The 15,080-nt window shown below is 72.6% G+C and carries 8 protein-coding genes and 1 pseudogene; 6 read left to right on the top strand and 3 right to left on the bottom strand.

Features of this window, described 5'->3' with window-relative positions; genetic code table 11:
* Positions 1-96: 96 nt before the first annotated feature.
* Positions 97-3,690: pseudogene (locus AB0E05_RS25090) on the top strand (WD40 repeat domain-containing protein); the annotation flags it as partial.
* A gap of 143 nt (positions 3,691-3,833) precedes the next feature.
* Here the strand turns inward: AB0E05_RS25090 and AB0E05_RS25085 are convergent.
* Together AB0E05_RS25085 and AB0E05_RS25080 are read right to left on the bottom strand one after the other, a co-directional pair.
* Complete coding sequence (locus AB0E05_RS25085; protein ID WP_361967257.1) at positions 3,834-4,730, bottom strand: LLM class F420-dependent oxidoreductase; 897 nt, start codon at positions 4,728-4,730, stop codon at positions 3,834-3,836.
* Positions 4,731-4,758: 28 nt separating this feature from the next.
* Positions 4,759-8,211, bottom strand: coding sequence for a S41 family peptidase (locus AB0E05_RS25080; protein WP_361967255.1), 3,453 nt, complete (start codon positions 8,209-8,211; stop codon positions 4,759-4,761).
* Positions 8,212-8,432: 221 nt separating this feature from the next.
* Here AB0E05_RS25080 and AB0E05_RS25075 point away from each other — a divergent pair, with 221 nt between their 5' ends.
* Together AB0E05_RS25075 and AB0E05_RS25070 are read left to right on the top strand one after the other, a co-directional pair.
* A complete protein-coding gene (locus AB0E05_RS25075; protein WP_361967253.1) occupies positions 8,433-9,008 on the top strand; it encodes a TetR/AcrR family transcriptional regulator in 576 nt (191 codons plus the stop codon).
* 210 nt (positions 9,009-9,218) lie between these two features.
* Positions 9,219-11,450: an MMPL family transporter gene (locus AB0E05_RS25070; RefSeq protein WP_361967251.1), complete on the top strand. Its 2,232-nt coding sequence runs from the start codon at positions 9,219-9,221 to the stop codon at positions 11,448-11,450.
* Between the two features lie 129 nt (positions 11,451-11,579).
* On the opposite strand, the gene AB0E05_RS25065 is transcribed toward AB0E05_RS25070, so the two are convergent.
* Entirely contained in the window at positions 11,580-11,930 is a 351-nt protein-coding gene (locus AB0E05_RS25065) for an SsgA family sporulation/cell division regulator (protein ID WP_361967249.1), read from the bottom strand.
* 385 nt (positions 11,931-12,315) lie between these two features.
* Here AB0E05_RS25065 and AB0E05_RS25060 point away from each other — a divergent pair, with 385 nt between their 5' ends.
* Genes AB0E05_RS25060 through AB0E05_RS25050 form a run of 3 tightly spaced genes read left to right on the top strand, consistent with a single transcriptional unit; the run spans position 12,316 to position 15,064 of the window.
* Positions 12,316-13,497: an energy-coupling factor ABC transporter permease gene (locus tag AB0E05_RS25060; protein WP_361967247.1), complete on the top strand. Its 1,182-nt coding sequence runs from the start codon at positions 12,316-12,318 to the stop codon at positions 13,495-13,497.
* 2 nt (positions 13,498-13,499) lie between these two features.
* Positions 13,500-14,282, top strand: a complete 783-nt coding sequence (gene cbiQ, locus AB0E05_RS25055) for a cobalt ECF transporter T component CbiQ (protein WP_361967245.1) — start codon at positions 13,500-13,502, stop codon at positions 14,280-14,282.
* Entirely contained in the window at positions 14,279-15,064 is a 786-nt protein-coding gene (locus AB0E05_RS25050; protein WP_361967243.1) for an ABC transporter ATP-binding protein, read from the top strand. Before cbiQ ends, AB0E05_RS25050 begins: the two co-directional genes overlap by 4 nt.
* The last annotated feature ends 16 nt before the right edge of the window (positions 15,065-15,080 follow it).

Below are 15,080 nucleotides of genomic sequence, written 5' to 3'. Positions count from 1 at the left end.
TGCTCGGGCATTGTCCAGAAACCCCGTTCCGACGTTCCTGGACAATGTCCGACCGCGGTTTGATGGCCCTCGTACTCGTCGAAGGGGGTGGGGTCGATGGCGGGGCGTCGAGAGCGTCCGCTCGATCCGACGGCCGGTCCCGTGGAGGCGTTCGCCTGCGGACTGAGGGACTTACGGGCCGCGGCCGGCGGGCCGACGTACCGGGAGATGGCCCGGCGCGCGGGCTACTCGGCCAGCGCCCTCGCCGCGGCTGCGGCGGGGGACCAACTGCCGTCGCTGCCGGTGACCCTGGCGTACGCGGAGGTCTGCGCGGGCGACCGCGAGGAGTGGGAGTCCCGGTGGCTCGCGGCGACCCGGGCGGCGGAGGAACAGACCGTCCTGGTCGCCGACGACGACACGGAGCAGGCCCCGTACCGGGGGCTGGCCCGCTTCGAGCCCGGCGACCGCGGACTCTTCTTCGGCCGGGACGAACTCGTCGTCGAACTGCTCCAGCTGATGTCCGCCCACCGCTTCGTGATGCTGACCGGAGCCTCCGGCAGCGGCAAGTCCTCCCTGCTGCGGGCCGGGCTGATCCCCCGGCTGCGCACCGGTCGGGGCACGGACGGGGTGCAGTGCGCGGCGATCAAGATCCTCACCCCCGGCGCGGAGCCGTTCGCCACCCACGCCCGCACCGTCGCGCGCCGCTCCGGCGGGGACACCCTGATCGTCGTCGACCAGTTCGAAGAGGTCTTCACCCTCTGCCGGGACCCCGCCGAACGCGCCCGCTTCCTCCATCTGCTGTCGGCCGCCCGCGCCCCGTCCAGCGGACTGCGGGTCGTCGTGGCCGTGCGCGCCGACTTCTACGGCCACTGCACCGAACACGCCGCGCTCGTCGACGCGCTGCGCTCGGCCCACCTGCTCGTCGGGCCGATGGACCCCGCCGACCTGCGGCAGGCGATCGTCGGCCCCGCCCGGGCCGCCGGGCTGATCGTCGAGCGGGAGCTGACCGCCCGGATCGTGGAACAGACCGCGGGCGAGCCGGGCGCCCTGCCGCTGATGTCCCACGCGCTGCTTGAGGTGTGGCGCCGCCGCCGCGGCCGGACCCTGACCCTCGCCGCGTACGAGGCCATCGGCGGCGTCCACGGCGCGATCGCCGACACGGCTGAGCACACCTACAGCAGCCTCAACGCGGACGAGTCCGTCCACGCCCGCCGGATGCTCCTGCGGCTGATCACCCCCGGCCAGGGCGCCCAGGACACCCGCCGCCCCGCACCCCGTACGGAACTGGCGGCCGTCGAGTCCCTGGAGGCCACCACCGTCCTGGAACGGCTCGCCCACGCCCGCCTCGTCACCCTCGACGGCGACACCGCGGACCTCGCGCACGAAGCGCTGATCACCGCGTGGCCGCGGCTGCGGACCTGGATAGACGAGGAACGGGTGCGGCTGGTGACCCACCGGCGCCTCACGACGGACGCCGACGCCTGGGCGGAACTCGACCGCGACGCCAGCGCGCTGTACCGGGGCACCCGGCTCGCGACCGCGCGCGAAGCCTTCCCCGACCCGTACCAGGGACTGACCGCCGTCGAGCGCGACTTCCTCGCCGCCAGCGTCACCGCGGAAGTGGACGAGGACGACGCCCGCGCCCGCACCACCAGCCGGCTGCGCCGCTCCACGGCCGCGCTCGCCGTCCTCCTGGTGCTGGCCGTGGTCGCCGGGGCTGTCGCCTGGCGGCAGAGCCACACCAGCGACGAACAGCGCGACAAGGCCGTCAGCGCCCAGCGCACCGCGCTCTCCCGCCAACTGGCCGCCCAGTCCGAGGAACAACTCGTCGGCAACCCCGCGCTCGCCTCCCTCCTGGCCCTGCACGCGTACCGCACCTCGCCGACCAAGGAGGCGAGGGCCAGCCTGCTGCGCGCCGCGGACATCCCGCTGCGCAACACCCACCACATTCCGGGGGCCGGGGTGCGCAGCGCCGCGTTCAGCCCGGACCTCCGCACGGTCGCGTACGCGGACGAGAAGCGCGGGACCTACCTCCACAATCTGAAGTCGAACCGGCGCGTCGCCCTCGCCGACTCGGTGAAGGTCCCGTTGGAAGTGGCCTTCAGCCCGCGCGGAGAGTCCATCGCCGTCTCGTACGCGGACGGTGTCGTACGGACCTTCGACGCGGCGTCCGGGCGCCCGCGCGCGGTGCTGACGGGGCTCCGGAAGTCCGTCAGGGCCCTCACGTTCAGCCGGGACGGTCGGCTGCTCGCCGCCACCTCCCCCGACGCGACCATCCGCGTGTGGGACACCACGACCGGGCGCAGCCGGCACACCTTCAAGATCTCCAAGAAGCAGCCCCCGCCGGCGAGCGAGCAGTTCCACTCGCTCGACTTCGCCCCCGACGGCCGCACGCTGGTCAGCGGCGGCAGCGACGTGCGGCTGTGGGACCTCACGACCGGCCGGAACCGCGTCTACATACCCCGGCCCAAGTACCCGTACCCGGTCCCCGAGACGAAGTACTACGCGAGGGCGGCCTTCAGCCCCGACGGCACGGAACTCGCCGTGGCCCAGCACGACGGCATGGTGACGCTGCGGGACGCCACCAACAGCTCGGTGATCATCGCTTCCCTCACCGGTCACGTCAGCCGCGTCAACCGCCTGGTCTTCAGCGGCGACGGTGCCTCGCTCGTGACCGGTGACGAGGACGCCCTACGGATCTGGGACGCGCGCAGCCAGGGCCCCCGCGCCACCCTCACCGGCTACACCCGGGGACTCAGGGCGATCGCCTTCAGCGCCGACGGCCGGTCGCTGGTCACCATGACCGAGGACGGGACGGTTCGAAACTGGGAGACGGGCGATCTCAACACCCACACCCTGACCGGCCACGTCGCCGACGTCGACACCCTCAGCTTCAGCGCCGACGGCCACACGCTCGTCACCGCCAGTGCGACCGTCCTTACCTGGAACCTGCCCACCGGCCGTCGTGAGGTCACGCTCACCGGCTCCCGAGGTGGTGCCGCTCTCAGTCCCGACGGCAGGACCCTGGTCACCGCGGACCACGACGGCACGGTCCGGCTGCGGGACGCCCGCACCGGTGCCTCGCGGCGCACCCTGCCCGGCCCCGTGCCCGACGTCAGGGGCCTCGTCTTCACCTCCGACGGAACGACGCTGGCCGCACTCGGCAAGAACCGGGTCCACCTGTGGGACGTCACCCAGGTCCGCCGCCACCGCACCCTGACCGGACCGGAGGGCGCCATCCACACCATGACGCCCCACCCGAGCGGCAGCGCCCTGGCGACCAGGGGCACGGACGGCACCGTACGGATCTGGGACGTCCGCACCGGTGACGTACGGCGCACGTTCCACCTTCCCGAGTCCGAGGCCCACCCCACCTTCAGCCCCGACGGCACGGTCCTCGCGACCAGTTACGCGCCCCGGGTCGGCAGCGGGGCCGAAAGCCCACGCCCGAGCTACATCCGATTGCGGGACCCCGAAACCGGGGAACTGCGCCGAACCTTCTCCCTGAACGACCACGTCCTGATCAACTCGATATCGTTCCACCCCGACGGCAAGTCCCTGGCCACGGGTGGCTCCGACGGCTCGGCCCGGATCTGGGACGTCGAGACGGGCACGCCGCGCCGCACCTTCTCCGACGTCGGCTATGTGGACCACGTCGCCTTCAGCCCCGACCGCGCCACCCTCGCCACCACCAGCTTCAACGGCGTCGTACGCCTGTGGTCCGTGGACCTCCCCGACGAGCCCGAGGCCATCCAGCAGATCTGCCGGTCCGTCAACCGCGAACTCACCGCCGTGGAGCGCAAGCAGTACAACGTCGGGGAGGCGTCCGTCTGTCCGGAGGCGGGGGAGGGGAGTCAGCCAGCCAGTAGCGCGCCGGCCAGTTCGCGCCACTCGCGCCGCGGGAACTCATCGGCCGCGGCGTCGGCGGGGGCTTCGGTGATCACGTTCAGCGCGACGTGGTCCGCGCCGGCCGCGTGGAAGTCGGCGATCCGGGCACGGATCCGGTCCAGGTCGCCCAACGCGAACACCGCGTCCACCAGCCGGTCGCTGCCGCCGTCCGTGAAGTCCGCCTCGGTGAAGCCGAGCCGCAGGAAGCTGCGGAGGTAGTTCTCGAACTGGAGGTACGGCGCGAGGCCGGTGCGGGCGATGTCGCGGGCCCGGGCCAGGTCCGGCTCCAGGACGACCTTCAGGTCCGGGGCGAGCAGTGCCCCGGGGCCCAGCAGGGCGCGGGCCTCGGCCGTGTGCTCCGGGGTGACCAGGTACGGGTGCGCGCCCAGTGCCCGGCCCGCCGACAGCTCCAGCATCTTCGGGCCGAGCGCCGCCAGCACCCGGCGGGACGCGGGGACGGGCGTCGGCGCGGCGTCGAGCGCGTCCAGATAGGCGACCATCGCGGCGTACGGCTTGGCGTACTGCGGGGTGCGGGCGCTGTGGCTGACGCCGAGCCCGAGCACGAACCGGCCCGGCGCCGACTCCTCGATGCGGGCCGCCCCTTCGGCGACCTCCGCTGCCGGGTGCTCCCAGATGCTGAGGATGCCGGTGGCCACCCGGATCCGGGGCGCGGCGGCCAGCACGGGCGCGGCCTCCGCCAGCGAGGGGCTGCCGCCGATCCACAGCGCGCCGTAGCCGAGTTCGTCCAGCTCGGCGACGGCTTCGGCCGTCTGCGGGGCCAGTCCCTGCCCGGGCACCGCCCGCAGGGAGAGGTGCCACACGCCGAAGCGGCCCAGCAGGGCCCGGTCAGAAGTGTTGGTCATGACGGAACAACTACCCGACTCCGAGGGGCTATTCCACCTTCCGGGACTGTGGGCGCGGCGGCAGCGGGGGCCGGCTGCGGTCCGGCACGTCGTCGTACCCCGGCGGGTCGAGGGCCGGCTGCTTCGCCAGCATGTCCAGGGCGAGCCGCACCGCGTCGTCCAGCCCCGCGTGCCGGCCCTCCGCCCAGTCCAGGGGGGTGCGCAGGGCCTCCAGGTCGGGCTCGACGCCGTGGTTCTCCACGGACCAGCCGTAGGTGTCGAACCAGGCCGCGTTCATCGGCACCGTGATGACCGTGCCGTCGATCAGCCGGTGGTTGCCGGTGATGCCGACGACCCCGCCCCAGGTGCGGGTGCCCACCACGGGACCGAGGTTCAGCAGCTTGAACGCGGCGGTGATCATGTCGCCGTCGGAGGAGGTCTCCTCGTCGGCGAGGGCCACGACCGGGCCGCGCGGCGCGTTCGACGCGTACGTGACGGGCTGTGCGTTGCGGGTGAGGTCCCACCCGAGGATCTTGCGGGTCAGGTTCTCCACCACGAGTTCGCTGATGTGGCCGCCCGCGTTGCCCCGCACGTCGACGATCAGCGCCGGCCGGGACACCTCCAGGCGCAGGTCGCGGTTGAACTGGGCCCAGCCGGAGCCGCCCATGTCGGGGATGTGGAGGTAGCCGCAGCGGCCGTCGCTCAACTCCCGCACCACCTCGCGGCGCTTGGCCACCCAGTCCTGGTAGCGCAGCGGGCGCTCGTCGATCAGCGGGGCGACCGCGACCCGGCGGGAGGCGCCCTCCGCGGTGCGGAACGTCAGCTCGACCGTCGTGCCGCCGGCGGCCGACAGCATGGGGAAGGGGCCGGCGACCGGGTCGACCGGGCGGCCGTCGACGTGGGTGAGGACCGCGCCCTCGCGGATGCCGGTGCCGGCGAGCGGCGAACGGGCCTTGGAGTCCGACGACTCGCCCGGCAGGATCCGCTGCACCACCCACCCCTCGTCCCGGTGGACCAGGTTGGCGCCGAGCAGCCCCATCGGCCGCTGGTAGTGGCGCGGCCCCTCGTCGCGCCGGGCGGGGGTCACGTACGCGTGCGAGGTGCCCAGCTCGCCCAGCACCTCCCGCAGCAGGTCGGCGAACTCGTCCGGGGACGCGACGCGTTCCACCAGCGGACGGTACTGGTCCAGGACGGCCGGCCAGTCGATGCCGCTCATGCCCGGGTCCCAGAAGTACGCGCTGATCAGCCGGCCCGCCTCGGCGTACGCCTGGCGCCACTCGGACGCCGGGTCCACCTCGTGCAGGATCCGGCGCAGGTCGATGTAGACGGTGGAGTCGGCGTCGCCGGCCTCCGTCGCCGGTACGGCCCGCAGCTCACCGCCGTCCACGACCACCAGCCGGGTGCCGTCGCCGCTGACCGCGAACCAGTCGAGATGCGCGACGAGTTCGGTGCGGCGGGCCTTGGAGATGTCGAAGTGCTCCAGGGTCGGCTGCCCCGAGGTGTCGGCCGGGTTCACGAACGTCTCGCCCAGCGCGCCCGAGATGGGCCAGCGCAGCCAGACCAGGCCGCCGCCGCTGACCGGGGAGAGCGCGGAGTACTTGGAGGCGGCCACCGGGAAGGGGGTGACCCGGCTCTCCAGGCCCTCGATCTCGACGACGGTGCCCGCGCCGTCGCCGGCGGAGCCGGCCGCGGCCGGCGCCTCGTCCAGCGGGTCGAGCCCGCCGGCGGCGGGGCGCCCGTCGGGCAGCAGCGCGAACGGCGAGGGCGTGGCCGACGACAGGGGGACGAGGTAGGGGCGGCAGCCGAGCGGGAACGACAGGTCGCCGGTGTGCACGTCGTACACCGGGTCGAAACCGCGCCAGGAGAGGAAGGCGAGGTAGCGGCCGTCGCTGGTGAAGACCGGGTTCTCGTCCTCGAAGCGGCCGTTGGTGACGTCGACGATCGTGCGGTCCTTTATCCGGGCCATGCGGATCTGGCGCAGGGACCGGCCCACGCCGGGCTGGGACCAGGCGAGCCAGGAGCCGTCGGGGGAGAAGGCGAGGTCGCGCACGGGGCCGTTGAGGGAGCGGACGATCTCGGTGACGAGGGGCTGCTCCGCGGTCGCGTCTTCCACAGCGGTCTCAGCGGCTCTGGTCTCCGCGTTTCCGGTCTCCGCGGTCCCGCTTTCCGCTGTCCCGGCTTCTGCTTCCGTGGACTCGGCGTCGGCGTCGGCGCCTTCGGCTTCCGCTGGCTCGCCGGCCGCGGTGGCGTCCGCGTCCTCCGCGTCGTCCGTGGCCAGGAGCAGCAGCCGGCCGTCGTGCGAGGCGATCGCCAGCCGCTTCCCCTCCGGGTCGGACTCCATCTCCCGCACCCGCCCCAACGCGCCCGAGGCGAGCCGGCGGGCCTCCCGGTCCCCGCTCGCCCGCGGCAGGTACGCGATCTCGACCGCGTCCTCGCCGTCCGCGTCCGTCACGTACGCCACCCGGCCGCCCGAGCCCAGCGCGACCGGGATCCGGGCCCGTACCCCCGGGGTGTCCGCGATGGTGCGGGCCGGGCCGTCGCGGTGGGTGAGCCAGTACAGGCTGCCGCGCACGGAGACGGCGCTGGCCCGGCCCGTCGGGTCGACGGCGAGCGCGTCCACGTGGTCGGAGGCGGGCACCTGGTACGTGCGCCGCCCCGCGCGCTGCCCCCCCAGCTGCACCGCCAGCCGGCGCGCCGCCGCGTCCGGGTCGCTCAGGTCGTCCACGATCCACAGCTCGCCCGCGCACTGGTACACCACCCGCCGGCCGTCGCTGGAGGCGTGCCGGGCGTAGAAGGCGTCGTGGTCGGTGTGGCGCTGGAGGTCGGAGCCGTCGGGGCGGCAGGAGTAGAGGTTGCCGACGCCCTCGTGGTCGGAGAGGAACGCGATCCGGTCGCGGACGAACATGGGGGAGTCCAGGTGCCCGTCGAGATCGGCCAGCAGCCGTTTGCCGTGCAGCCAGAGCCGCCCGGTGGCCCCGCCCCGGTACCGCTTCCACGAGGCGGGCTCGTGCGGCGCCTTCCCCGTCAGCAGCAGGGTGCGCCGCTCGCCGGCCACGTCGGCGACCGCGATGTCCGAGACCGGCCCCCAGGGCAGCTTCCCGCCCGGCGCGCCGTCCAGCGGGACGCTGTAGGCCCAGGAGAAGTACGAGAAGGGCTGGCCGTGCGACGAGACGGCGAGGACGTGCCCGTCCGGCCCCCAGCCGCAGACCCGGGTGTCCACGGAGCCCCAGTAGCTCAGCCGCCGCGCGGGCCCGCCCGCCAGCGGCACCAGGTGGATCTCCGGATCGTGGCTGCGCCAGGTCGTGTAGGCGATGTGCCGGCCGTCGGGGGAGAAGCGGGGGTGCCCGATCCGCGTCCGGTCGACGGTCAGCCGCCAGGCCCGCCCAGGGCGCTCGCCCGCCGGGACGAGCGGGGCGACCCACAGGTCGTCCTCGGCGGCGAAGCACACCAAGTCCTCGTGCAGGTGCGGATAACGGAGGTACGCCACGTCGTCGTCGCTCACGCCCCAATGCTTTCCGGGCACGGCGGGCGAGGCAACTCCTCATCCTGGATGGAACTCATGTCGGGGTCGGAAGGTTGAGCGCCTTCCGGGTGATGAAACCCACAGCGAAACGATTACGTTTCGCTTGGACCTTCGACTATCGTATTTCGAGTACGAAACCGTTTCGTTCGTTTCCGTATGAGTCCCACGAGTCCCCGCGAGTCCCGAAGGGAGGCCGACCGATGTCCCGCAGCCGACTGACCCCCGAGCGCGAGGCCGAGCTCTTCGACGCCGTGCTCGATCTGCTGCGCGAGGTCGGCTACGACTCCCTGACCATGGACGCGGTCGCCACCCGGACCCGTTCCAGCAAGGCGACGCTCTACCGGCAGTGGCACAACAAGCCGGAGCTGGTCACGGCGGCGCTGCGGCACCACTCCGGGCCCGGTGCCGACAAGGTCGACACCGGCACCCTGCGCGGTGACTTCCAGGAAATGATGTTGCGGGTGGACGACTGCCAGCTGGAGAAGGACTCGGCGCTGCTGCGGGGCCTGACCCTGGCGGTCCACGCCAACCCCGATCTGCTCCGGGTGCTCCAGGAGAAGCTGATCGAACCCGAGCAGAAAGAACTGCGCGTGGTGATCGACCGTGCGGTGGCGCGGGGCGAGGTCCGTCAGGACAACCCCGCGCGCGAGTTCGTGCCGCACATGCTCTTCGGAGCGTTCTTCGCCCTGCAGATGGTCGAGGACCGGGTCCCCAACCGGGATTTCCTCAGCCGCTACATCGACGCGGTGGTGCTGCCGGCCCTGGAGGCGCAATGACCTCCGTGAACTGGCGCGCACTGATCGCGACGGACCGATGTAGCGCGATGTAGTCCCCCGCGGCCCGGACTCCCCGTCTCCCGGGCGCCCTCGATCTCTCCCCACCCCGGAATCCGCTCAGCACCAGCTCGAAACCTGACGCGCGCCGCTCTCGTCGTCGGGCCGACTCCCCCTGCCCTGTATACGTCTCACCAACGGGAGTACGCCCTCGTGGCCACGTTCCTCTACAAACTCGGGCGGTTCGCCTTCAGGCGCCGCAAACTAGTCGCCCTGCTGTGGGTGGCGCTCTTCGCGATCGCCGGTGTGGCCGCCTCGTCCGCCGCCAAGGCCGAGGACCCGGGCTTCGCCCTGCCGGGCACCGAATCCCAGAAGGCGTTCGACCTGATGGAAGAGCGGTTCCCGGGGGCCAGCGCCGACGGCGCGTCCGCGCGGATCGTCTTCAAGGCGCCGGCCGGTCAGAAGATGACCGACGACGGGCCCAAGGCCGAGGTGAACGAGTTCATCGCGGACCTGAAGAAGGGCTCCACCGAGATCGCGTCCGTCGTGGACCCGTACAGCGGCAACGCCGTCTCCCAGGACGGCAGCACCGCGTACGTCTCGGTGTCCTACAAGGTCAACACGATGGAGCTCGACGAGAAGAGCAAGGAGTCGCTGACCGACGTCGCCAAGGACGCGCGCAGCTCCGGGCTCACCGTCGAACTCGGTGGTGACGCCACCATGGTCGAGCAGCACAGCGCGGGCGCCGAGATGATCGGCATCCTCATCGCCGCCGTCGTCCTGGTGATCACCTTCGGTTCGCTGATCGCGGCCGGTCTGCCGCTGCTGACCGCCATCATCGGCGTGGGCATCGGCATCTCCTCGATCACCGCGCTGGCGAACGTGCTGGACCTCGGCACCACCACCTCGATGCTCGCGATGATGATCGGCCTCGCGGTCGGCATCGACTACGCGCTGTTCATCGTCTCCCGCTACCGCGCCGAGCTGGCCGAGGGCCGGGAGAAGGAGGAGGCGGCCGGTCGCGCCGTCGGCACCGCGGGCTCCGCGGTCGTCTTCGCCGGTCTGACCGTCGTCATCGCCCTGGCCGGCCTCGCGGTCGTCAACATCCCGCTCCTCAGCAAGATGGGCTTCGCCGCCGCCGGCACCGTCGTCATCGCCGTCGTCATCGCGATCAGCCTCATCCCCGCCCTGCTGGGCTTCGCCGGGGACCGCATCCTCGGCCGCAAGGCGCGCAAGGCCCGCAAGGCCGGCGCCCACACCAGCAAGGGCCTGGAGGGCGAGAAGCCGAAGATGGGCGTCCGCTGGGCGCGCTTCGTGCTGCGCCGCCCGGTGGCCGTGCTGCTCACCTCCGTCGTGGGCCTCGGTCTGATCGCCATCCCGGCCGCCTCGCTCCAGGTGGGTCTGCCGGACGAGGGCTCCTCGTCGCCGGCCTCGACCCAGCGCAAGGCGTACGACCTGCTGTCCGACGGCTTCGGCCCCGGCTTCAACGGTCCGCTGAGCATCGTCGTGGACGCGAAGGACAGCAAGGACGCCCAGGGCGCGGTCGACGACGCCGCGGCGATGATCGGCAAGCTGGACGGGGTGGCCGCGACCATCCCCGGCGAGCTGAACAAGGCCGGCGACACCGGCATGATCACCGTCGTGCCGAAGGAGCGGCCGTCCTCCGTCGAGACGGAGAACCTGGTCGAGAACATCCGCGGCAAGAAGGACGACCTCAAGGCCGACACCGGCGCCACGCTGCTGGTGACCGGCGCCACCGCGCTGAACATCGACTTCTCGCAGAAGATGAACGACGCGCTGGTGCCCTACCTCGCGCTGGTCGTCGGACTCGCCTTCCTGCTGCTGGTGCTGGTGTTCCGCTCGATCCTGGTGCCGTTGAAGGCGGCGCTCGGCTTCCTGCTCTCCGTGGTGGCGGCGCTCGGTGCGGTCGTCGCGGTGTACCAGTGGGGTTGGCTCGCGGACCTGTTCAACGTGGAGCAGCCCGGCCCGATCATGTCGATGATGCCGATCTTCATGGTGGGCGTGGTCTTCGGCCTCGCCATGGACTACGAGGTCTTCCTCGTCACGCGGATGCGTGAGGCGTACGTCCACGGCGAGCGGCCGGGCGAGACCGTCGTCACCGGCTTCCGGCACGGGGCGCGGGTCGTCTCCGCCGCGGCGATCATCATGATCGGCGTCTTCGCCGGCTTCATCAGCTCCGGCGAGCAGATGGTCATGATGATGGGCTTCGGCCTCGCCATCGCCGTCTTCTTCGACGCGTTCGTCGTCCGGATGGCGATCGTCCCGGCGGTGCTGGCGCTCCTCGGCGAGAAGGCGTGGTGGCTGCCGCGCTGGCTGGACAAGGCGCTGCCGAACGTGGACGTCGAGGGCGAGAAGCTGCACCAGCAGCTCGCGGACCGGCCGGAGGACCCGGACGAGGACCGTCAGCTGGTCGGCGTCCGGTAGTCGAGCAACGTCCACCGGACATGCACAGGGCCGTGCCCACCACTTCTGCGGAGGTGGTGGGCACGGCCCTTTATCCACGTGAGGGGTCCACGTGAGGGTCCACGTGAGGGGGTCGCCTTCTTGGGCGCGTCAGGCCCTGGGGGCGGTCGCGGCTGCCGCGTACGTGTGGCGCAGGAAGCTCCTGAGGACGGTGGTGTCGAACTGGACCACCGACACCCCGTCCGCGGAGTGGAACTCCACCACCGCCTGCACCCGGCCGCACGGCCAGACCTCCACGTCGCCGCTGCGGGCCGGTGCGCGCAGCCCGGACTCCAGCAGTTCGCGGGGGAAGGTCCACCCCGTCCCGCCGGGGAAGGCGAACCGTACGGCCTTGGGGTCCTCGTCCGGCTCGTAGGACATGGCGACGCGGACCGGCCGGTACTGGGGAGCGTCCGTGACGATCCGGCCCCATGCGTGGTCTTCGACGGTGGCGGCGGGCATCGGTCGCTCCTCACGATCATGCGGCACTCTCATGCTTTTTTAACTTTTGCGTCTAATGTCCCATATTTTGGGCTACGGCTGCTCGGCGGCCCTTGTGCATTTTTTTGCGTTCACGCTTCTTTTGTGGCCGAGGCGCTCTTGCACACCATGTGCAAGTGGGCGCAGTCTGTGCTGCTGTCCGCACTGCACGGCACCACACCTCTCAGCACGGCACTTGCACGGCACGACACCGCACTGAGCCGCATCGCACCGCACCGCTCTGCTGACGTCCGCCCGCACCGTTGCCATCTGCTCGCACCGCTGCCTTCTGCTCGCGCCCGCACCGCTCGCCGCGCTCATCTCGGTTCGCCTCGGTTGTCATCGCCTTTCCGATCCGGAGCCAGCCATGCATGTTCCCGACGGATTCATCAACGCACCCGCTTCGGCCGCCTCCGCCGTCGTCGCCGCCGGGGTCGTCGCGATCAGCCTGCGCGGCGCCCGTCGCGAGCTGTCCGGCGCCGGCGCCGCCACCGACCTCGGGGGCGACCGCACCGCGCCCCTCGCCGGTCTCGTCGCCGCCTTCGTCTTCGCCGCCCAGATGCTGAACTTCCCCGTCGCCGCCGGCACCAGCGGGCACCTGATGGGGGGCGCGCTCGCCGCGGTCCTCGTCGGGCCCGCCACGGGCGTGCTGTGCATCACCGTCGTCCTGCTGCTCCAGGGCGTGCTCTTCGCGGACGGCGGCCTCACCGCCCTCGGCGTCAACGTCACCGTCATGGGCGCGGTCGCCGTCGGCACCGCGTACGTCCTCTTCCGCGGGCTGCTCGCGGTGCTGCCGCGCCGCCGCGGCTCGGTCACCGCCGCGACGTGCGTCGCCGCGTTCGCCTCGGTCCCGGCGTCCGCCGCGGCCTTCACCCTCCTCTACGCCGTCGGAGGGACGACGGACGTGCCGATCGACACGGTGCTGACCGCGATGGTCGGCGTCCACGTCCTCATCGGGATCGGCGAGGCCGCGATCACCGCGCTCACCGTCGGTGCGGTCCTCGCCGTCCGCCCCGACCTGGTGTACGGGGCCCGGGCCCTTCTCGCGCCGCTCAAGCTGCGGGTCGGCGGCGAGCTGGTCGACGCCCGGCCCGCGGCCCGCGCCGCCGCGCTCGGGCTGGGCGCGCACCGCTCGCCCCGCTTCCCTCGCGCACTCTGGCTCACCGGGCTGGTCGTCGCAGTCGGCCTTGCCGGGTTCGTCTCCCACTACGCCTCCACCGAGCCGGACGGGCTGGAGAAGGTCGCCGCGGACGAGGGCTTCGACGGGACGGCGGAGGAACACGCGAGCGCCGACTCCCCGCTCGCCGACTACGGCATCGACGGCATCACCGACACCAGGCTCTCCGGCGGGCTGGCCGGGGTGATCGGGGTCGGGGCGACCGCGGCCGTCGGCACGGGGGTGTTCGCGGTGGTCGTGGTGCGCCGCCGCCGAAGCCGTACGGCGGGGGCCGGCCCGGCGCCGATCGCCGAACTCGGCCACGGGCCCGGCCACGGCCACGGGCCCGGGCGGGCGTACCCGCCGCCGCTCGACCCGGGCGAACGGGCCTGACCGTGGGCGCCGGCCATCGACCGCACCGGCTGTACGTCCCCGGCCGCTCGCCCGTGCACGCCCTGCCGCCGCACTGCAAGCTCGTCGCCGTCCTCACCTTCGTCCTCGTCGTCGCGATCACGCCGCGCGAGGCGGTCTGGGCCTTCGGGTGGTACGGCGCGCTGCTCGTCGCGGTCGCCCGCGCGGCCCGCATCCCGGTGCACCGGCTGCTGAAACGGCTGCTGATCGAGGTGCCGTTCGTCGCCTTCGCGCTGATCATGCCGTTCGTCGTGCCCGGCGAGCAGGTCGACGTGGGCGGTGTGGAGCTGAGCGTCCCGGGGCTGTGGGGCGCCTGGAACGTCCTCGCGAAGGGCACCCTCGGCGTGGCCGCCTCCGCGCTGCTGGCCGCCACCACCGAGCTGCACTCGCTGCTGCTCGGCCTCCAGCGGCTGCGGCTGCCCGGGCTGCTGGTCCAGATCGCGTCGTTCATGGTCCGGTACGGGGACGTCGTCGCCGACGAGATGCGGCGGACGGCGGTCGCCCGGCGCTCGCGCGGCTTCGAAGCGCGCGGCGTGCACCACTGGGGCGTGCTGGCGAAGTCGGCCGGCGCGCTCTTCATCCGCTCCTACGAACGCGGGGAACGGGTGCACCTGGCGATGCTCAGCCGTGGATACGCGGGCGAGCTGCCTCCGATCGACACCGGCACGGCGGACGGGGCGGCGGCGAGCCGGGCGCAGTGGTCGTACGCCGCCGCGCTGCCGGCCGCCGCCCTCGTCGTCCTCCTCCTGGGATGGAGCACCCGATGAACGAGCCCGCGACTCCGGCAGTGGTCCCGCCCCCGCCCGCGCCCCCGTCCCTGCACGTCCGGGGGCTCGCCTACGCCTACCCCGACGGTCACCAGGCCCTCTACGGCGTCGACCTGACCGTGGCCCGCGGGGAACGCGTCGCCCTCCTCGGGCCCAACGGCGCCGGGAAGACCACCCTCGTCCTCCATCTCAACGGCATCCTCGGCGGTGGCGTCGGTACGGTCGCCGTCGCCGGGCTCCCCGTCGAGCGGCGCCACCTCGCCGAGGTCAGACGGCGCGTCGGCATCGTCTTCCAGGACCCCGACGACCAGCTCTTCATGCCGACGGTCCGTGCGGACGTCGCCTTCGGGCCGGCCGCCGCCGGGGTGCGCGGCCCGGAGCTGGAGGCCAGGGTCACCGCGGCGCTGCGACAGGTCGGCATGGCCGAGTACGCGGAGAGGCCGCCGCACCACCTCTCCTTCGGTCAGCGGCGCCGCGTCGCGCTGGCGACCGTGCTGGTCATGGAGCCCGAGATCCTGGTGCTCGACGAGCCCTCCTCCAACCTCGACCCCGCCTCGCGCCGCGAACTCGCCGACGTCCTGCGCTCCTTGAGCGTCACCGTCCTGATGGTCACCCACGACCTCCCCTACGCCCTGGAGCTCTGCCCGCGCTCCGTGATCCTCCACGACGGCGTGATCGTCGCGGACGCCCCGACGGGGGCACTTTTGTGCGATCGAGAACTGATGCGGACGCACCGACTGGAGCTGCCCTTCGGTTTCGACCCCAGCTCCGTGACTCCTTGACCCGCTGACGCCGTGA

This window comes from Streptomyces sp. NPDC048057, from assembly GCF_040653095.1.
Taxonomy (GTDB): domain Bacteria; phylum Actinomycetota; class Actinomycetes; order Streptomycetales; family Streptomycetaceae; genus Streptomyces.
This window is presented reverse-complemented; position numbering and strand designations above follow the sequence as displayed.

What these genes read in the sequence shown, in the direction of transcription:
- AB0E05_RS25085 (WP_361967257.1), bottom strand. Translation starts at nt 4,730, where the DNA reads ATGACCAACACTTCTGACCGGGCCCTGCTGGGCCGCTTCGGCGTGTGG.
- AB0E05_RS25075 (WP_361967253.1), top strand. Translation starts at nt 8,433, where the DNA reads ATGTCCCGCAGCCGACTGACCCCCGAGCGCGAGGCCGAGCTCTTCGAC.
- AB0E05_RS25065 (WP_361967249.1), bottom strand. Translation starts at nt 11,930, where the DNA reads ATGCCCGCCGCCACCGTCGAAGACCACGCATGGGGCCGGATCGTCACG.
- AB0E05_RS25060 (WP_361967247.1), top strand. Translation starts at nt 12,316, where the DNA reads ATGCATGTTCCCGACGGATTCATCAACGCACCCGCTTCGGCCGCCTCC.
- AB0E05_RS25050 (WP_361967243.1), top strand. Translation starts at nt 14,279, where the DNA reads ATGAACGAGCCCGCGACTCCGGCAGTGGTCCCGCCCCCGCCCGCGCCC.